The sequence below is a fragment of the Clostridium sp. CTA-1 genome, assembly GCF_054768215.1.
This window is the reverse complement of record NZ_BAAAAP010000028.1, coordinates 25,259-44,537: the sequence shown is the minus strand read 5'-3', so window position 1 is coordinate 44,537 and position 19,279 is coordinate 25,259. Positions and strand designations below refer to the sequence as shown.

Genomic DNA, 19,279 nt, shown 5'->3' with positions numbered 1-19,279 from the left:
CGAACCCTCGACCTCCGGCGTGACAGGCCGGCACTCTAACCAACTGAGCCACTGGGCCATATATTAATGGTGGGCACAACAGGGCTCGAACCTGTGACCCCCTGCTTGTAAGGCAGATGCTCTCCCAGCTGAGCTATGCGCCCATTAATATAATAATAAATGGTGACCCCTAGGGGAATCGAACCCCTGTTACCACCGTGAAAGGGTGGTGTCTTGACCGCTTGACCAAGGGGCCTAGGTTTCTTTTGTTGTTCCGCTCTCGCGACCTAACAAAGAATATGATACATGAAAATCTTAAAAGTGTCAACAGTTTTTTAATTTTTTTTTATAGTATTTTTATCTTTACTATAAAATATATAGAAAAAGCCCTATATATATTTTTTATATTTATTTTTTATTATCATTTTCTATATTATCCTATCAGAAAAAACACTTTCCATTATAATTAATGCTGTATCTTCTATAGCTCTTTTGGTAACGTCTATAATTTTACATTTTAATTTTCTCATAATCTTGTCTGCAAATTCTAATTCATCTAAAACTCTTTCCGCATTAGCATATTTAAGCTCTGTAGGAATTTTCATCATATTATCTACTCTATGCCTTCTTATTTCAATTAAATGCATGGGATCTATGGTAAGCCCTATTATTTTCTTTCTATCAATTTCAAATAACTCTTCTGGCACAGGCACCTCTGGCATTAATGGTATATTTAAAGCTTTTATACCCTTGTTAGCTAAATATATACTTAGTGGTGTTTTTGATGTTCTAGATAAGCCTATTAAAACAATATCTGCATGCTTTATACCTGAATGATCTTTACTGTCATCATATCTTATAGCAAACTCCATTGCTTCTATTTTTTTGTAGTATTTTTTATCCATATCCCAAACAGCACCAGGTTTATATTCTGGTGTTTTATTTAATATAGTTGACACTAAACTTATGCAAGGACCTAATACATTAGATATATGAATGCCAGATTCTACACATCTTTGGACTAAAAACTCCCTTATGTCTACTAAAACAATAGTGGATATAATCATAGCTTCATTTGGATTTTTTATTATACTTATAAGATTATTAACATCTTCAAAAGTCTTTACATAAGGTACTCTTTCTACTTTTACAGAACTACCAAATTGGTATGCTGTAGCATTAGCTACTTGTTCTGCAGTTTCACCAATAGAATCTGACACAGCATATATCTTAAACATACTCTCTCTCCTCTACACTAATTTTGATAACTCTACTAAAGCACAACCTTCTATAGCATTAATATTATTTTCTCTACAAAAATTTATTATTTCATTACTTTCTGCTCCTGGTTGGATTAGTATTTTATTTATTCCTAGTTTTGCTGCTTCTTTTACTATATCTAAACCTTTTATTGGATTAATACATAAATCTAATACCTCTATATTATAAGGTATGTCTCTAATATTATTAAATACATCTCTTTCTTCCGCACCAGGTTTTATTCCTACTACATTATATCCTTTCTCTTTTAATCTATTAAATATTTTATATGCATATTTATCCTCACTAAGTACACTACCTGCCACAGCCCAATTTTTATAATTTAGAAAATCATAAGCTTTCAAATGTATACCTCCCTTTATTTATAATAAATATTATAATATTTATTATAAACATTAAAATTTTATAAATTCATATAAACTATTTTGTTATACTTATATATAATTATAACATTTTCACAATACTAATTATATTGATTAATTCAAAGTTTACTAAATTATCTAAAAATTAAGGAGAGATTTATTGTGTATCATGAAATAATAATTTTAGGTGGGGGTGCCTCTGGAATTGCAGCCTCCATAATATCAAAAGACATGGGATCAGATGTAGCCATATTAGAAAGTAATGATAGAATCGGGAAAAAAATTTTAACCACTGGTAATGGTAGATGTAATATAACTAATGAAAATATATATACTTGTAAATATTACAGTAATAATACTACTTTTTATAAATTTATTTTGTCACAATTTACTCTAGAGGATACAAAAAATTTTTTTAATAGCTTAGGACTTCCATTAATTACCCTTAATGAAGGTAAAATATATCCTATGTCTCTACAAGCTTCTTCTGTCTTAGACATACTAAGATTAGCTATAGAAGATAGACAAATCCCTATTTATTTTAATAATAAGGTTAAAAATATAAAAAAATCTAATAAAGGATTTGTAATTAATACTGAAAATGAAATTTTTCAATGTAAAAAATTAATACTAGCTTCTGGTGGAATGTCAGCTCCTAATACTGGCTCTGATGGCTCAGGATTTAAACTTGCGAAAAATTTAGGTCATAATATTATTGATCCAGTGCCTGGATTAGTTCAACTAAAATTAGATTTTCCTTATTTAAAAGCTTTATCTGGAATTAAATTTGATGGGAATGTAAAACTTGCACTAGATAATAAAACTTTACGAGAGGAATTTGGAGAAATACTATTTACTGATTATGGCATATCCGGTCCTCCAATTCTACAATTAAGTAGTTTAGCCTCTAGACTTTTATATAATAATAAAAAAGTTTATTTGCAAATTGACATTCTTCCTAATATGAGTAAAGAAGACCTAATAAACTTATTAGAAAATCATTGGGGAACTTTTTACTACAGAACTATTCATGATTCCTTTATTGGAATAATAAACAAAAAATTAATACCTACTCTTTTAAAATATTGTGGTATAAAAAATATTCATATGCCTTGTCAGGATATATCTTGGCAAGAAAAAGAAAAAATATTTAACACATTAAAAAATTGGACTTTTACAATAACAGGAACTAACTCCTTTAAAAATTCTCAAGTAACCTGTGGTGGTGTAGATACTTCTCAAGTTTCAAATAAAAGTTTAGAATCTTTGAAGGTTAAGGATCTTTATTTTTGCGGAGAAATCTTAGATGTAAATGGAGACTGTGGAGGTTTTAACCTACAGTGGGCTTGGTCTTCTGGGTATATAGCTGGGAAAAATGCTTCTTCAAAATAAAAAAATAAATTGCTAGAAGTGTTTCTAATTAATTTTATAAATAAAAAAACACTTTCTAGCAATTTATAAATATATTATTTATTTCTTATTATAAAAATATTTATTTAACCCAAGTACTTTTTGCTGAAGTAACTCTTTTTCCCTCTTCATTTTCTACCTTATGTACAAAAACCATTTCATTGTTATCCTTATGTACAATTTCTGAATATACATTTATATTATTCCCATATTTAACCTCTTTTTCATAAGTTATAACAAACTTCTTTAAAGTATAATTTAGTACTATATCGAATGGTATAGTTTCTATGGCCCATGATATATATTTTACATTATTTACATGTAAATTTGTATCTATATCGCTATATCTTACCTTAAACTTATTGTTATAATGGAATTCCTCAGGAAATTTTATTTTATCTATTTTAAAAGGTTCTTCTTTAGTTTCACTTAATCCGTAAGCCTTTTGCATATCTTCAGTAACTTTTATAGGTCTTCTCTTATTTATATCTATTAAAAACCATATACTATCTCCTGTTATTATTACCTTCCCTGTTTTATCTATTATTTGAAATCTTCTATAGGCATAAAATTTTCTACAAGATAATGGTATAGTTCTAACTATTATTTTTTCTCCAAACTCAGGATATCTATCAATAGTTACATCCCATTTATATAATACCCACGCCTGATCATTATCTTTTAAATATTGTAATCCTACTCCTAACTTTTCAGATTGTTCTGTAGAAGCGTCTTCAAAATAGTTCATTATAGTAGTAAATAATGCTCTTTTTCTAAAGTCTATCTCATGATAATTTATTTCAAAATTTTTATCTGTTATTACTGGCTGCATTTTATCCCCCCTATTGTGAAATATAGTTTAATAATAACAAATTTCTTAGTAAATATAAACTTAATTAAAAAAACTCTATGTTAAAACATAGAGTTTTTTTATTTTACTTATTTAATGCGTCTAATAATGCGTCTAATTCCATTCCATGAACCATTGCAGCTTCAGCTAAAGTTTCGCTTTGTGCAGATGGGCATCCTACACAACCCATTCCAAAACTCATTAATACTTCAGCAGCACCTTCATGGTTTCTTACTATTTCACCTATTGTCATATCTTTAGTTATTTTCATAACATAATACCTCTCTTTTCCTAAATTTTATTATTATTATATCAATAAATTAGTCTTCTTTAAAGATATTATATTTATTTTTTATATATATTATATTGTTTATTACTATACCATATAATATACATTAAATTTTTGATATCATCATAGTTTGATCTCTTTTTGGTCCTACTGAAACTATAGATACCTTTGTTTCTGTGAAATCTTCTATTTTCTTTAAATATTTTACAGCATTTTCAGGTAAATCTTCATAACATCTAGCATTAGCTATACTATCATCCCAACCTTCAAATTCTTCATATATTGGTTCACATTTTGCTAAATCTTCTAAACTAGCAGGAACATAATCTATGATTTCTCCATTTAGTATATATCCTGTACATACCTTTAATGTGTCTAATCCTGCTAATGTATCTATTTTTGTTACTGCAAAGCTTGTAAGACCAGATACTCTAGCTGAAGTTTTTAATATAACTAAATCTAGCCATCCACATCTTCTTGCTCTTCCTGTAGTAACTCCAAACTCGTGTCCCTTTTCTCTTATCCAGTCTCCAGTCTTATCTAAAAGCTCTGTAGGGAAAGGACCCTTTCCTACTCTTGTTGTATAAGCTTTTGCTATACCAACTGCATTAGTTATAGCTGTTGGTCCTACACCGGCTCCTATGCAAACTCCTCCAGCTATTGTACTTGAAGATGTTACATAAGGATATGTTCCATAATCTATATCAAGTAATGTTCCTTGAGCTCCTTCAAATAGTACTTCCTTGCCCTCTTTTATTTTTTTGTTAACTATAACAGATATATCTTTTACAAAAGGTCTTAATTTTTCCGCATATCCTAAATATTCATTATAAATTTCATTATAGTCTAATGCTTCTCCACCAAATACTTCTGTTATTATTTTATTTTTTATTTCTAAAGTATCTTTTAAATTTTCTTCAAAAACTTCTTTATGTATAAGATCACATACTCTTATACCACTTCTCTCCATTTTATCTGTATAGCTTGGTCCTATACCTTTTCCTGTAGTTCCTATATCTTTATTTCCTCTAGCTCTTTCTTTTATTCCATCTAATACTCTATGATATGGCATTATTACATGAGCTCTATCACTTATTATTAATCTATCTGGTGTTATATCTACTCCTAAAGATTCTAAATAGCTTATTTCTTCAAATAAAGCCTTTGGATCTAGAACTACTCCATTTCCTATTACATTTAGCTTATCATTATAAAGTATACCTGAAGGTATTAAGTGTAATTTATATTCCTTTTCTCCTACAACTACTGTATGGCCTGCATTATTACCACCTTGAAATCTTACAACTACATCTGCATTTTCAGCTAAATAATCCGTCATTTTTCCTTTACCTTCATCGCCCCATTGAGCACCTAATACTATAAAAGCTGACATATTATTTTCCTCACTTTCATTTTAAGAAAATTATTATATTTAAATATAATTTATATGCTATGTATTTTTAGTTTTAAATAACATACTTCTACAATATATAATATTAGCAAAACAATTATAAAATATCAATAAAAAAAGCGAATGCTATATATTAAAATTTAATTATCGTTCGCTTATTATTCTTAAAAATAAAATATTGCAGCCAAATTATAACTGCAATATCTTTATTCCTTTATATATTAACATTATGTTTTTTCATTAATATTCTTGCTGCATATACTCCACTGGCTGATGCTTGTGATAATGAATGAGTCACTCCTGAACTATCCCCTAAAATATATAATCCTTTTATTTGAGTTTCTAGATTAGAACTTAATTCTACATTAGAATTGTAGAATTTAACTTCTACTCCATATAAAAGAGTATCCTCATTTGCTGTACCTGGTGCTATATTATCTAAAGCATATATCATTTCTATAATACCATCTAACTGTCTTTTAGGGATTACTAAACTTAAATCTCCTGGTGTAGCTTTTAGTGTAGGTCTTGTGAAACTTTTTGCCATTCTCTTTTCATTAGTTCTTCTTCCTTTTATTAAGTCTCCAAATCTTTGTACCAATACTCCTCCACCTAACATATTGCTTAGCTTTGCTATAGATTCACCATATTCATTACTCTCTTTGAAAGGTTCAGTAAATCTGTTGGAAACTAATAAAGCAAAATTAGTATTTTCTGTATGAAGATCTGGATTTGCATAACTATGACCGTTAACTGTAACTATTCCGTTGGTATTTTCACTTACTACCTCCCCATAAGGATTCATACAGAAAGTTCTAACCAAATCCCCATATTTCTTTGTTCTATATACTATTTTACTTTCATAAACCTCATCCGTTATATGGGAAAATACTTGAGCTGGCAGTTCAACTCTAACCCCTATATCTACTCTATTGCTTTCTGTTTTTATACCAAGTTTTTTACATATGTTAGAAATCCATTTTGAACCTGACCTTCCTGTAGCTAAAATTAAATCTTCACTAGAAAATTCTCCATTTTTAGTATCTACAACAAATTGGCCTTCTATTTTATTTATATCCAAAACTTCACATTCAAATTTCATTTCTATCTTGTCTTTTAAATATTCATATATATTAGATAATATATTGATATTTCTATCTGTTCCTAAATGCCTTACCTTTGCATCTAAAAGATGTAAATCATTTTGAAGAGCTTTTCTCTTTAAATCTGAATTAGATGTTGAATATAGTTTTGCATCTTTTCCTCCCATTTCACATAAAACCTCATCAACATAATTCATTAAATCTAAAGCTTCTTCTCTACCAACATATTTATATAAATCTCCACCAAAATTATTAGTAATATTATATTTACCATCAGATAATGTGCCTGCTCCGCCATATCCATTCATTATATTACACACATTACATTGTATACATGATTTTATATTCTTGCCATCTATAGGACATTTTCTTTTTTTTAAGTCATGACCCTTTTCAATCATTAGTATATTTAGTTTATTATTGTTTTTACACATTTCATAAGCAGCAAATATGCCACTAGCTCCAGCACCAACAATAATAACATCATATTTTTTCATAAATTATCCCCTCCAGCTATATAATGATAACAAAGGTTTAAAATATTTTCAATAGATTTTACGAATATTTTTATTGTATTTATAGTTATTATTCGTATTTTTCTTTTATATCTTTAATTTATGATTATATTCTAAAAAATAGTTAGTATTTCATTGTTCTATTTTACTATTATTCTTTCCACATATCTTCAGTTAACTCATCTATTTCTTTTTTTAATCTTTCACTTTCTTTTTCATTTAAAGTTATAATATCTCCCTCTATATTTATAACATCTCCCTCTTTAGCTTTTTTAGGAATTATATTCTTATCTATATTTATTATTCTTTTATCCTCTAACTCTACTATAGCAAAATTTTCTTCAAATCTATCTATTATTCCCTTCATATTAAATCCACCCTTTAAATTAATATTTAATTATATTACATATTATGTAAAATAGCCTACCACAGACTTTGAAAACTTGTAGTAGGCTAAATGTTGTTTCTATAAAATAATCTTTTCTTTATTTTTAATTAAAAATACATCTTATAATGTTAAAATACTTTCTATTATATAAAAGTTTATTAAACTAAAATAATCTATTTTACTGAATTAAGTTTATCTAAAACTTCCTTTTCTATAGCTTTTATTTTTTCTTCCGCAGCTTTAATGCTTTCGCCTTTTGTATATACATATAATTTTATTTTAGGCTCTGTTCCTGATGGTCTCACTGCGTACCAACTTCCATCATCTAAGAAGAACCTTAATACATTTGATCTAGGTATTCTACATGGTTTTCTATCATTTTTTATAATATCGTATTCTATTCTATCCTGATAATCTATATAACTTAAAAGCTTTGCTCCTGCTATTTCTTTTGGGAAACTCTTCCTATATGACTCCATCATTCTGTCTATTCTTTTTTTACCTTCTATACCTTCTAATATTAATGATATTTGCTTTTCCCTATAATATCCATGCTTTCCATATATTTCATTAAGTACATCTATTAATGTTTTACCCTTGGTTTTATAATAAGCCGCCGCCTCACATAAAAGCATGCTTGAACTTACTCCATCTTTATCTCTAACAAATGTACCTGTAACATATCCTATACTTTCTTCATATCCAAATATGAATTCTTTACCTTCTTCTTTTAAATTTGGTATTTTACCACATATGTTTTTAAATCCAGTTAATGCTTCATAGGTTTCTACTCCATATTCTTCCCCAATAACTTTACCTAAATCCCCGGTAACTATGGACTTAACTATAGCAGCACCCTTAGGTAATTTACCCATTTCTTTCATATTTGATACTATATAATTTATAAGAATAGCTCCTGTTTGATTGCCATTAAAGGCTAAATACTCACCATTTTTATCTTTAACCTCTATAGCTAATCTATCACAATCAGGATCCGTTGCTATAAGCAATTCTGCACCTACTTCTTTTCCTAAGTTTTCTGCATATTTAAATGCTTTCGTATCCTCTGGATTTGGATATCCTACTGTTGTAAAGTCTGGATCAGGGTTTTCCTGCTCTGGAACTACTATAATATTAGTAAATCCTCTTTCCTTTAAAACACGTCTAACAGGAATATTCCCGGTTCCATTTAAAGGTGTATAAATAACTTTTATATCCTTATCTATATCTTCTCTTATACTTAAAGATTTAACCTTTTCTATATATTCAAAATCTATATCTTCTCCTAATATATTTAATAACCCACTTTTTAAACCTTCTTCCTCACTTATAGTTTTTATATCACTAAATTTACCAATGGATTTTATTTTTTCAGTAATACCATTTGCTATTTGAGATAAAACCTGAGCCCCATCTTCCCAATATACTTTATAACCATTATAATCTTTTGGATTATGACTAGCAGTTATAACTATACCTGCCGCCGTATTTAATTTTCTAACTGCAAAAGATAATTCTGGGGTTGGTCTTAAATCTTCAAATAAATAACTCTTTATTCCATTTCCAGCTAAAACTAAGGCTGCAGTTTTAGCAAATTCTTTTGAATAATATCTGCAATCAAAAGCTATAGCAACACCTCTATTTGTATACTCTTCACCTTTTTCTTTTATATAGTTCGCTAAGCCCTGAGTAACCTTAGATATATTGTATATATTCATTCTATTTGTACCTGCTCCAATTTTCCCTCTAAGACCTGCAGTTCCAAATTCTAATTCTTTATAAAATCTGTCCTCTATTTCTTTTTCATTATTTATTATTTCTTTTAATTCTTTTTTTGTATCTTCATCAATATAATCATTATCTAACCATTCTTTATATACTTTTTTGTAATCCATATATTATCTCTCCTCTTAGCTGAAAGCTTTTATTCCATTAGTTATTAATTTCAATATTTTTTATGTATTTCCTTCTTAAATAATATTATTTTATATACTATAGTTAAAAATACATTAATAAAACAATACTATAAATAAAAATCCTATTATAATTTAATATAAGTATAATTTTGATATAAATCAAGTCATAAAAAATATAAATAAAAAAACAACTGTGAAATTTTCACAATTGTTTTTTACCATCTTATATAAAATATCCTTTTTCTTACCTATACAAAAGTGTTATATATTTTATTCTTGATGTATTACATCTAAATTACCAAATTTACTGTATTGTCCAAGCCATGCCAATTTAACTGTACCTGTAGGACCATTTCTTTGCTTGGCTATAATGCATTCTGCCATGTTTTTATCTTCCGTTTCTTTATCGTAATATTCATCTCTATATAAAAACATAACTACGTCAGCATCCTGTTCTATAGATCCAGATTCTCTAAGATCTGAAAGCATTGGTCTATGATCTGATCTAGCCTCCGGAGCACGAGATAATTGAGATAAGGCTATAACTGGACAATCCATTTCTTTAGCTAAGGCTTTTATAGATCTAGATATTTCTGAAACTTCTTGTTGTCTACTTTCAGTAGACCCTTTGCCTCCACTCATAAGCTGAAGATAATCTATTAAAACCATATCTATTCCATGTTCTATTTTTAATCTCCTACATTTAGAACGCATTTCCATTACAGACATACCTGCAGTATCATCTATAAATATCTTTGCTGCTGCTAAAGGCCCTGAAACCCTAGCTATATTCTCCCAGTCTTTATCCTCTAAGTTACCGGTTCTAAGCCTCAACATATCAATATTAGCTTGGGAACAAAGCAATTTATAAGAAAGTTGCTCTTTTGACATTTCCAGGGAAAAGATTGCTACACTTTTCCCCTCTCTAAGAGCTGCATATTCTGCTATGTTTAGGGCAAATGTAGTTTTACCCATTGATGGTCTTGCTGCTATTAATATCATATCAGATTTTTGAAAACCTGATGTTTTAGCATCTAACTCTCTAAAACCAGAAGCAACTCCAGTAGTTTCTCCTTTATTTTTAAATAAGTTTTCAATTTGAATAAATCCTCTTTCCAAAACATTACTTAATGGCTCGAAATCAGTTGTAGTATTTTGGTTAGATATATGAAATATTTTTTTCTCTGCAGAATCTATTATTTCTTCTACATTATCTTGTCTGTTATAACAGTTCTCTATTATTTCAGTAGATGACTTTATAAGTCTTCTTAGTGTAGATTTATCCTTTATTATATCTATATAAGATTGAATATTAGCTGTAGAAACTATGGAGTTACAAAGCTCTGTTATATAAGTAACTCCACCTACTGCCTCTAGCTTATCTCGTGATTTAAGATTTTCTGTAAGAGTCAGCATATCTACTGCTGTATCCTTTTGATAAAGTTCTATAATTCCACTAAATATAATTTTATGGGAATCTTTATAAAAATCTTCACTTTTTAAAACTTCCACAGCCTCTGCTATGGAAGTTTTATCTATAATCATTGCCCCTAATACATTTTGTTCTGCATCTATACTCTGTGGCATACTTTTTATGGGTGCATCCATATAAACATCTCTCCTTAAGTACTCCTTAATCTAAAATACTATATTTATAAGCTCTTCTATAGTATCTATACATATTATCTCTATATCTTTTATATCTGAAGGAGCATCTTTCATATTGTCCTTAGGTATTATTACCTTTTTTATACCTTTTCTTCTTGCACCATATATTTTCTCAAATATGCCTCCAACAGGTTTTACCTTCCCTTTAAGAGATATTTCTCCTGTTATGGCTATATCCTGTTTTATGGGCTTATTTAATAAAGCACTAATAATACATATTGTTATAGCTGCTCCTGCAGATGGTCCATCTATTTTTCCACCACCTATAGCATTAACATGTACATCATAATCCTTTATATCTTCTTTTGTTATTTTTCTTATGACAGAAGCGGCATTAAATACTGAATCCTTTGCCATACTTCCTGCTGTATCATTAAATCTAACAAAACCTTTGCCTTTGTCTTTAGCATTAAATACAGTGGCTTCTATTTCTATAGTAGAACCTATATATCCACTTACACCTAATCCATATACATGTCCTACTTCTAAATTTTCTTTATTTTCTATTCTATCGTATGGAATTAATCTACTTATAGATATAACTTGTTCTAAGTCATTCATAGTTATATTAAGTTTTGTTCCTTCTTTATATTCTTTATTTTTATATAGAGCATATCCATAGACATCTGACAATATATTAACTGCTTTTCTTCCTTCTATGGTATATCTACTTATAGTTTGAGCTACTCCATCCTCTAATATTATATTTAACTTATCTGCGGCATTTATTACTATTTTTTCAATATCTTTAGATGATAATGGCTCAAAAAATACTTCCGCACATCTGGATCTTAGTGCTGGATTTATTTCTGAAGGTTCCCTAGTAGTAGCCCCTATAAGAACAAAATCAGCTGGTGCTCCATTTTCAAATAAGTGTTTTATATACTTAGGAGTATTTTCATCATCTGGATCATAATAAGAAGATGAAAATTCTACTCTTTTATCCTCTAAAACCTTCAAAAGTTTATTTTGAAGCATGTCATCTAACTCACCTATTTCATCTATAAAAAGTACTCCTCCGTGAGCTTCTGTAACTAGGCCTAGCTTAGGCTCTGGTATACCAGTTTCTGCTAAATCCCTTTTAGAACCTTGATATATAGGATCATGTACTGATCCTAAAAGAGGATTAGTAATTTCTCTTGGGTCCCATCTTAAAGTAGTTCCATCTACCTCTACAAATTTAGATTCTTGATAAAAAGGTGTATATTTTAACTTTTTTACTTCTTCTAAAGCTAATCTGGCCGCAGATGTTTTTCCTACCCCTGGTGGTCCATATAGTATAATATGTTGTGGATACGGGGATGCTATTTTAGATAAAAGAGACTTTATAGGTCTTTCCTGTCCTATAATTTCTGAAAAAGAAGCTGGTCTTAATAAATGTTGAATATTATTAGTTAACTTTTTAGACTCAAGAACCTGAATATTAGCATATTTTTTCAAGGTTTTGGCATTTTCTGGTCCTTTTTGTTTCTTTAAAATATTAAGCTTTACTTCTTCTATATATTTATCTTGTTTTTCCATTAAAACTTGTTCTACTTCTTTTTCTATATTATTTTCAACATATCTTTTAGCTAAAACTTCTACAATTAATCTATTTGTTTCTGTTAGCACTTCTATAACATTCTTATCTGTAGGTACTGTTTGTATCCCTTTGCCATCACTTATTATTTTATTTAGTGCATATAGCTTTTCATATGGGTTGTTACTATTTATATATTTTTCTAACTTATACTTTACAACTCTAGCCCTTATATTAGAATCTTTTATTATTTTTTTTACTATTTCAAATAAAACCTCGGTCTGTAACTCAATAGACATATCATTTGAAATATCTTGTTCTATTTCATTTATTATATCATCTTGTAATTCATCTAATTTATGAGAATTCACAATTTTCCTCCTATTCCTCTAAAACAGAAACTTTAACTTTAGTTGAAACTTCTGGATAAATTTTTATTTCTGCCTCATAAACTCCTGTTTGTCTTATAGTTTCTGCTACTATCTTCTTTTTATCTATATCCATATTGTATTGTTCTTTTAATTTTTCTGAAATATCTTTTGATGTTATAGAACCAAATAATCGCCCATTTTCACCAATTTTAACTTTAAATTTAATTTCTTTTCCCATTAATGATTTTGCTAATTTTTGTGCTTCTTCTAGTTCCTTTAATTTTTGTCTTCTTTCTGCTTCTTTTTTATTATTTAAAATGTGTACATTATTTTCTGTTGCTTGTTCAGCTAATTTCTTTGGGATTAAATAATTTCTTGCATACCCATCAGATGCATTAACTAGATCCCCCTTTTTACCTAATGATTTAACGTCTTTTAATAATATAACTTTCATTATTTTTCACCTTCCCTTAAATATTTATCTATGGCTAATTCTAATTTTTCTACTGCCTCTTTTAAATTAATTTTTTCTAATTTAGCTCCAGCCATAGTCATATGTCCTCCACCACCTAACATTTCAAGTATTAATTGAACGTTAATATCTCCAAGGGATCTTCCACTTATATATATTTCATTATCTATTGTAACAAATACAAAGGAAGCTTGAATACCTGAAATATTTAGTAGTTCGTCCGCTGCCTGGGCAGCTAATACATTATCTTCTATATTTTCTGGACATATTGCTATAGCAATATGATTTCTTACATGAACTGACTTTATTATTTCTAATTTTTTGATATAAGTATCTAAATCACTAGCAAAAAACTTCTTAACATCAATAGTATCTGCTCCAAATTTTTTTAAAAAAGATGCGGCTTCAAAGGTTCTAATACCTGTTTTAAAGTAAAAATTTTTTGTATCCACATATATTCCTGCTAAAAGAGCTTCTGCTATGATTGGTGAAATATTAGGTTTTTCCACCATGTATTGAATCATTTCTGTTACTAATTCTGCTGTAGAAGATGCGTAAGGCTCTATATAACTTAATATAGATCTTTCTATATAATCCGTTGCTCTTCTATGATGATCTATTATAACTATTTTATTAAATTTATCAACTAAGCTAATATTTTGAACATAGCCTCTACTATGAGAATCTACTATTATTAATAAGCTCTCTTCATTCATAATATCTAAGGCTTCCTTACTATTTATAAATGTATTCTCATATCCCTTTTCTTTTTTTATCTTATCTAATAAAAATTCACTACTTTTATTATAATTTTCTAGAATTATATAACTTTTTTTGCCCAATTGATTTATTATACTGTGAAGTCCTATAGCTGAACCCAGACAATCTATATCTGCATTTATATGCCCCATTATAATTATATTACTACTTTCATTTATTAAATTAACTAATGCATGACCTATAACTCTCGCCCTAACCTTTGTTCGTTTTTCCACCTCTTTAGTTTTTCCACCATAAAATGAAAGCTTATCTTTATTTTTTACTACAGATTGGTCGCCCCCTCTACCTAATGCTAATTCTTTAGCCGCAAGAGCATAACTATAATTTTCTAAAGGAGTTTCTGCTCCCTTTCCTACTCCTATGCTTAAAGTAGGATTCATTTTATTTCCTGTATCTATATCCCTTATTATATCTAGTATATCAAATTTTTTCTCCATTTGTTTTTCTATATAAGAATTTTGAACGGATAATATATATTTATTTTGTTCATATTTTTTTATCATAGCTTTCATGTTTTCAGAAAAACTATTTATATGTCTTTCTATTTCTGCTATTATTAACGGTTTTTTATCTATATCTATACTTTTTAATACCTCATCTAAGTTATCCACTTCTAAAAGTATTATTCCTTCTTTATTTTTCTCCATATTTATCAATATATTAAACATATCTGTAACATCATAAAAATAAAGAAGTAATATTTTTTCTCTCATTTCCTCATCAAAAAATGTGTTAGTATATATATTATAATAATTATCTTTAAAATTAATATTTTTGAAGGAATTCTTTTTTCCCTCTAAAGCATATTTAAAATTAAAATTTTTTAATATACGATTTATGTTTTCTCCTAATATCCCATCTTTTTTTAACAATAGTGAGAAATTTTGATTATACCATAAAACCTCTCCCTTGTTAGATAAAACCATCATAGGAAAAGGTAAATTCATTAGAGAACTTTTAAATGCGCTATCCATTTTTGTAGAAAAATCCTCTATAAATTTTTTTAGCTCTTTCTTCTTAATTCTTGTGTTTTTAAAATTATAAAGTAATAAGAAAAAATATATAAGTGTTAATACTATACCTACTTGTGAATGTTTATATGAAAAGATAATAATTATTAATACGGCTATAATAAACATATATACTTTATTATTTGTAATAAAATTATCGTACCTATTATCGTTCATTTATAATTCCCCACTTTTATTATTCTCATATTTTCTAAAGGGATCTAATTTCCTAAAATCAAGCATTATATCCATTAACCCTAAATAAATATAAATAATATTTAGAGAACCCAAAACAGTAATAAAAAGAATAAAAATCAAAATTCCCTTGGAAATATTAAATTTATTTTTCATATAATATATGAAAACAGACACTCCATCAATTAAAAGCATTGTAAATAATAAATTACTAGAAGTCATAAAGAAATAATCTCCTACTTCTATTCCTTTTCTTTTTAATATAACTCCTATAAGCAATCCTATTGCTACTATAGTTACTATTCTTACATTAACATATATTTTAGATATATGTGGTAATGGTTTTACATTTTTATATCCTAACTTTATAAGTACTGTTCTTGTTATTGCATAGTTTAAAAAAGCTAACACGAAAGAAATTGTTATTAAAGCTCCAGGTATCATTTTTAATATTAAATCCGGTTGTAGTAAATTAAGTTTTTGTTCCATTTGTTGTAGTTGTTCTTTAGGGACTCCAGCTTGAGAATAAAAATCCTTAGCTGATTCCATAGTATCTTTTATCATACTTATATTCTTATTTATAAAATTCATTATTCCATCTTTATTTACAAATAAAATTTGTATTAATATAATCATAATATTTGATAATAAAAAGCCAGCTGCTAATATCATAATAGTCATAAAAATTGATTTTTGTTTTTTTATACAATAGCCTAATAAAAATCCTATTGTGCCAAATGAAATAGTAATTATTACTGCTGTAATAGGATTGTTTATCATAGCTGTTATTACACCTGTTACAAGTATAGCCCAGAGAGTAATTTTATAATCTTGTCTTAAGTATAAAACGGCTATAGGTATAGGTAATAAAAAAGTAATAAAAATACTAAATATAGGGAAATACAAATTAAGCATTATAAGTACTATCATTAATGAGACTATAAGACCTGCTTCAACCAAAGAATTAGTTTTATTTTGTCTATTATACATATGTTCCTCCATTACTCTTTTTCTTTAAGATGATTATATAGTTTACTTAAATTTCTTCCATCCTTTTCTATGTCATCTTCTTCAATTATGCCCACTTTTAACTTTTTCTTCACATTTTCATCAACTGCTATAAAAGAATATCCTAATTTTTCCCCTAATAAATATAAAATTATAATAGCACCTGATATACAATCTAATATAGCTTCCTGTGCCACATTACTTCCTTTAGTTAAAAGTTTAAAAAGATCCCCTATTATACATAAAAGTTCTGCTTTTAAATCCTCTATTATTTTTACACTATACATTATATTAAAATCATCTTTTTTCATACCGCATCCATCCCCTTTTTTAACCTATACTACTATTTTAGTTGTATTTCACTTTTTATGCAATAATACCTTATATTACTTATAAAATCAATGATATACAAAAAAACTGACTACCAATTTCGTAGTCAGTTTTATGTAAACTTAAATATTATTCTGTAGTAAATGGTAATAAAGCAATGTTTCTTGCTCTTTTTATAGCTCTAGTTAATTCTCTTTGATGTTTAGCACAGTTTCCGGAAATTCTTCTTGGAAGAATTTTTCCTCTTTCTGTAACGAATTTTCTAAGCTTATTGATATCTTTGTAATCTATTGCTTCAGATTTTTCCATACAAAAAGTACAAACTTTTCTCTTGGCTCTTCTTTGTCTTCTTCCGCCTTCTCTTCCTGCCATAACTATCCCTCCTTCTCTTTAAAATGGGATGTCTCCATCATCCACTGGAATTATATCGTCGTCAAAACTGTTTCCATTTCCAAAGCCTTGGCCTGATTGGTAACTTGGTTCTGACCCATTATTATATGTTGAATCCGTTGTAGGCTTATTGCCCCACTCAAGAAATTTAACTTCTTCAGCTATGACTTCTGTTACATATCTTCTTGTACCATCTTTAGCTTCATAGCTTCTTGTTTGAATTCTACCACTAACACCCATAAGTTTTCCTTTACTCATATAATTAGCTGTAGATTCTGCTTGTTTTCCCCATACTACTATAGGGATGAAATCTGCTTCTCTCTGGCCATCTTTTGAAAATCTTCTATCTACAGCCAAAGTAAAGGTGGCAACTGCTGTCCCATTTCCTGGAGTAAATTTTAACTCAGGATCTTTGGTTAATCTACCTATTAAAACAACTTTATTCAAAAAAACACCACCCTATTATTCTTGAGTTATTATCATGTGTCTTATAACAGAATCTGTTATTCTGAACACTCTATCTAACTCTTTTGGTAATTCTGTATCAGCTGTGAAGTTCATTAAAGTATAGTAACCTTCGCTAACTTTTTTAACTTCGTAAGCTAATTTTCTTTTACCCCATAGGTCAACATTGTCTACTGTTCCACCTGCATTTTCGATTACACCTTTAAACTTTTCAACATTAGCTTTATAACCTTCTTCATCTAATGCTGGGTTTAGTATAAATACAGTTTCGTACTTTCTCATTATATTCACCTCCTCCCCACGGACTAACGGCTGTACTTTGTACAGCAGGGATCTTATCGTACATCAAATAATTTTATCATATAAACTATTATAAATCAATATTTTTTATAACATTTCTATAAATGCTGCTATTCTTGTTTTTAATTGCCCTATATCAGTTTGAGAATAATCTGTTTCTATACTCATATATGGTACATTTTTTTCATTATTTACGAATTCTTTTACAGATTGAGTTTCCACATTATAGGTATGACAGGCTTGTAATATTACATCCACAACCCCATCAACCTTATAATCATCTATTAATTCTGATAATAAATTTAGTCTATTAGTATTAGGACTCATGCAGGAACAACCTATAGCTAAATATTTTTCTGTTATTGCATCTATAGGATCTTTTTCTTCATCTACTAATTTCTCTATTTCTTTAACACCACTACAATTTTCAAATACTACAACATTTCCACCATTTTCTTCAATTAATCTTATTATTTTCTCTGTTCCCTCCCCCATAGGACATCCTGTTATAAGTATCCTTTTTGCATCTTTACATACTTTTCTTTCACCTTTTTCATATTTATCTTTTGCATCCTTTATCATAGATTTTAAAAATTCTATTTCTTCTTCTTTATCCCATTTAAAACTAGCTCCATTTAAAACCTTCATTATTTCAAGTCCTGTTACTGGTGGTGGACACATTTTTCCTAATTCATAAAATTCTCTAAGAGCTTGTCTTTCTTTATTTCTAAGTTTTATCATTTCTCTTATATTTTCTTCAGTTATTTTTACATTAAACTCTTTTTCTAATCTTTCTTTTAATCTTACTATCTCATTTCTCCATAGATTATAAGCATCTTCTCCTGTGCTTATTTGAGGCAATTGCATAACATGAACTGGTCTTATATCATTTAAATATTCATACATTTTTTTCTTTCCATCACAAGTGGTTTCCCCAACTATTAAATCTGAAAAATAAGTATATGGACATTTTTCAGTTATAGCAAACCCATAAGAAGCCTTTATAAGAGGACATAAATTTCTTGGTAATACTTTTTCTGCATCTGGTATAGCTTCATCATTTTTACCACATAAAGCCACCACAGTTGCTCCTGATGCAGATATTATTTCCCATGGAGTATATGTACAAAATACACCTACAACTTTTTTCCCTTCATCCTTTAGATTTTTTACAGTTATAAATCCATTTCTTCTTGCTTCACTAAACTCATCAAATTTTGCTGGTAAATTATTCATTATAAATTCCCCCTAATTGATTTTTTATTTT

At 28.3% G+C, this 19,279-nt stretch carries 19 protein-coding genes and 2 tRNA genes; 1 reads left to right on the top strand and 20 read right to left on the bottom strand.

The features are described from left to right. Nucleotides 1-67: 67 nt before the first annotated feature. From ACYUEW_RS16765 to ACYUEW_RS16750, 4 genes are all read right to left on the bottom strand, one after another. A tRNA-Val gene (locus ACYUEW_RS16765) sits at nt 68-143 on the bottom strand. Nucleotides 144-160: 17 nt separating this feature from the next. Beyond that, nucleotides 161-235 (bottom strand) — tRNA-Glu (locus ACYUEW_RS16760). 172 nt (nt 236-407) lie between these two features. Further along, complete coding sequence (locus ACYUEW_RS16755) at nt 408-1,217, bottom strand: pyruvate, water dikinase regulatory protein (RefSeq protein WP_003488093.1); 810 nt, start codon at nt 1,215-1,217, stop codon at nt 408-410. Nucleotides 1,218-1,229: 12 nt separating this feature from the next. Then, entirely contained in the window at nt 1,230-1,604 is a 375-nt protein-coding gene (locus tag ACYUEW_RS16750) for a CoA-binding protein (RefSeq protein WP_030032635.1), read from the bottom strand. A gap of 180 nt (nt 1,605-1,784) precedes the next feature. On the opposite strand from ACYUEW_RS16750, the gene ACYUEW_RS16745 reads away from it, so the two are divergent. Further along, nucleotides 1,785-3,014 (top strand): BaiN/RdsA family NAD(P)/FAD-dependent oxidoreductase, encoded by a 1,230-nt coding sequence (locus ACYUEW_RS16745; RefSeq protein WP_030032637.1) that lies wholly within the window; start codon nt 1,785-1,787, stop codon nt 3,012-3,014. 100 nt (nt 3,015-3,114) lie between these two features. Here the strand turns inward: ACYUEW_RS16745 and ACYUEW_RS16740 are convergent, their stop codons facing one another. From ACYUEW_RS16740 to ACYUEW_RS16665, 16 genes are all read right to left on the bottom strand, one after another. Further along, a complete protein-coding gene (locus ACYUEW_RS16740; RefSeq protein WP_460277404.1) occupies nt 3,115-3,864 on the bottom strand; it encodes an acyl-[acyl-carrier-protein] thioesterase in 750 nt (249 codons plus the stop codon). Nucleotides 3,865-3,967: 103 nt separating this feature from the next. Continuing rightward, nucleotides 3,968-4,153: a DUF1858 domain-containing protein gene (locus ACYUEW_RS16735; protein WP_030032640.1), complete on the bottom strand. Its 186-nt coding sequence runs from the start codon at nt 4,151-4,153 to the stop codon at nt 3,968-3,970. A 124-nt stretch (nt 4,154-4,277) separates the two neighbouring features. After that, nucleotides 4,278-5,564 carry an adenylosuccinate synthase gene (locus ACYUEW_RS16730; protein ID WP_460277401.1) on the bottom strand — a complete coding sequence of 429 codons (1,287 nt, stop codon included), beginning with the start codon at nt 5,562-5,564 and terminating at the stop codon, nt 4,278-4,280. Between the two features lie 232 nt (nt 5,565-5,796). Continuing rightward, nucleotides 5,797-7,182: an NAD(P)/FAD-dependent oxidoreductase gene (locus tag ACYUEW_RS16725; protein ID WP_085333884.1), complete on the bottom strand. Its 1,386-nt coding sequence runs from the start codon at nt 7,180-7,182 to the stop codon at nt 5,797-5,799. Between the two features lie 169 nt (nt 7,183-7,351). Next, complete coding sequence (locus tag ACYUEW_RS16720) at nt 7,352-7,567, bottom strand: DUF3006 domain-containing protein (RefSeq protein ID WP_003488087.1); 216 nt, start codon at nt 7,565-7,567, stop codon at nt 7,352-7,354. 194 nt (nt 7,568-7,761) lie between these two features. Further along, a complete protein-coding gene (locus ACYUEW_RS16715) occupies nt 7,762-9,483 on the bottom strand; it encodes a phospho-sugar mutase (protein WP_460277399.1) in 1,722 nt (573 codons plus the stop codon). Between the two features lie 291 nt (nt 9,484-9,774). Further along, nucleotides 9,775-11,112, bottom strand: coding sequence for a replicative DNA helicase (locus ACYUEW_RS16710; protein ID WP_085333882.1), 1,338 nt, complete (start codon nt 11,110-11,112; stop codon nt 9,775-9,777). A gap of 30 nt (nt 11,113-11,142) precedes the next feature. After that, complete coding sequence (lonC, locus tag ACYUEW_RS16705) at nt 11,143-13,062, bottom strand: Lon family ATP-dependent protease (protein ID WP_003488085.1); 1,920 nt, start codon at nt 13,060-13,062, stop codon at nt 11,143-11,145. Between the two features lie 10 nt (nt 13,063-13,072). After that, nucleotides 13,073-13,516 carry a 50S ribosomal protein L9 gene (rplI, locus tag ACYUEW_RS16700; protein ID WP_003359455.1) on the bottom strand — a complete coding sequence of 148 codons (444 nt, stop codon included), beginning with the start codon at nt 13,514-13,516 and terminating at the stop codon, nt 13,073-13,075. After that, nucleotides 13,516-15,501, bottom strand: a complete 1,986-nt coding sequence (locus tag ACYUEW_RS16695; protein ID WP_085333881.1) for a DHH family phosphoesterase — start codon at nt 15,499-15,501, stop codon at nt 13,516-13,518. Before ACYUEW_RS16695 ends, rplI begins: the two co-directional genes overlap by 1 nt. After that, nucleotides 15,502-16,509 (bottom strand): YybS family protein, encoded by a 1,008-nt coding sequence (locus ACYUEW_RS16690; protein ID WP_163244086.1) that lies wholly within the window; start codon nt 16,507-16,509, stop codon nt 15,502-15,504. 11 nt (nt 16,510-16,520) lie between these two features. Further along, nucleotides 16,521-16,838 carry a MazG-like family protein gene (locus tag ACYUEW_RS16685; RefSeq protein ID WP_003488082.1) on the bottom strand — a complete coding sequence of 106 codons (318 nt, stop codon included), beginning with the start codon at nt 16,836-16,838 and terminating at the stop codon, nt 16,521-16,523. 148 nt (nt 16,839-16,986) lie between these two features. Further along, the gene (gene rpsR / locus ACYUEW_RS16680) at nt 16,987-17,229 is read right to left on the bottom strand and encodes a 30S ribosomal protein S18 (RefSeq protein ID WP_003488080.1); all 243 of its coding nucleotides are present in this window, start codon (nt 17,227-17,229) and stop codon (nt 16,987-16,989) included. Nucleotides 17,230-17,247: 18 nt separating this feature from the next. Beyond that, on the bottom strand, nt 17,248-17,694 hold the full coding sequence (locus tag ACYUEW_RS16675) for a single-stranded DNA-binding protein (RefSeq protein ID WP_003359348.1): 447 nt from the start codon (nt 17,692-17,694) through the stop codon (nt 17,248-17,250). A gap of 15 nt (nt 17,695-17,709) precedes the next feature. Then, on the bottom strand, nt 17,710-17,994 hold the full coding sequence (rpsF, locus tag ACYUEW_RS16670; RefSeq protein ID WP_003488078.1) for a 30S ribosomal protein S6: 285 nt from the start codon (nt 17,992-17,994) through the stop codon (nt 17,710-17,712). 105 nt (nt 17,995-18,099) lie between these two features. After that, nucleotides 18,100-19,248 (bottom strand): double-cubane-cluster-containing anaerobic reductase, encoded by a 1,149-nt coding sequence (locus ACYUEW_RS16665; RefSeq protein ID WP_460277395.1) that lies wholly within the window; start codon nt 19,246-19,248, stop codon nt 18,100-18,102. Between the last annotated feature and the right edge of the window lie 31 nt (nt 19,249-19,279).

Bases quoted from the DNA above. Each gene is read 5' to 3' on its own strand.
- ACYUEW_RS16740 (WP_460277404.1), bottom strand. From the start codon at position 3,864: ATGCAGCCAGTAATAACAGATAAAAATTTTGAAATAAATTATCATGAG.
- ACYUEW_RS16710 (WP_085333882.1), bottom strand. From the start codon at position 11,112: ATGGATGCACCCATAAAAAGTATGCCACAGAGTATAGATGCAGAACAA.
- ACYUEW_RS16665 (WP_460277395.1), bottom strand. From the start codon at position 19,248: ATGAATAATTTACCAGCAAAATTTGATGAGTTTAGTGAAGCAAGAAGA.
- rpsF (WP_003488078.1), bottom strand. From the start codon at position 17,994: ATGAGAAAGTACGAAACTGTATTTATACTAAACCCAGCATTAGATGAA.
- rplI (WP_003359455.1), bottom strand. From the start codon at position 13,516: ATGAAAGTTATATTATTAAAAGACGTTAAATCATTAGGTAAAAAGGGG.
- ACYUEW_RS16715 (WP_460277399.1), bottom strand. From the start codon at position 9,483: ATGGATTACAAAAAAGTATATAAAGAATGGTTAGATAATGATTATATT.
- ACYUEW_RS16735 (WP_030032640.1), bottom strand. From the start codon at position 4,153: ATGAAAATAACTAAAGATATGACAATAGGTGAAATAGTAAGAAACCAT.
- ACYUEW_RS16755 (WP_003488093.1), bottom strand. From the start codon at position 1,217: ATGTTTAAGATATATGCTGTGTCAGATTCTATTGGTGAAACTGCAGAA.
- rpsR (WP_003488080.1), bottom strand. From the start codon at position 17,229: ATGGCAGGAAGAGAAGGCGGAAGAAGACAAAGAAGAGCCAAGAGAAAA.
- ACYUEW_RS16720 (WP_003488087.1), bottom strand. From the start codon at position 7,567: ATGAAGGGAATAATAGATAGATTTGAAGAAAATTTTGCTATAGTAGAG.
- ACYUEW_RS16685 (WP_003488082.1), bottom strand. From the start codon at position 16,838: ATGAAAAAAGATGATTTTAATATAATGTATAGTGTAAAAATAATAGAG.
- ACYUEW_RS16725 (WP_085333884.1), bottom strand. From the start codon at position 7,182: ATGAAAAAATATGATGTTATTATTGTTGGTGCTGGAGCTAGTGGCATA.
- ACYUEW_RS16690 (WP_163244086.1), bottom strand. From the start codon at position 16,509: ATGTATAATAGACAAAATAAAACTAATTCTTTGGTTGAAGCAGGTCTT.
- ACYUEW_RS16730 (WP_460277401.1), bottom strand. From the start codon at position 5,564: ATGTCAGCTTTTATAGTATTAGGTGCTCAATGGGGCGATGAAGGTAAA.
- ACYUEW_RS16695 (WP_085333881.1), bottom strand. From the start codon at position 15,501: ATGAACGATAATAGGTACGATAATTTTATTACAAATAATAAAGTATAT.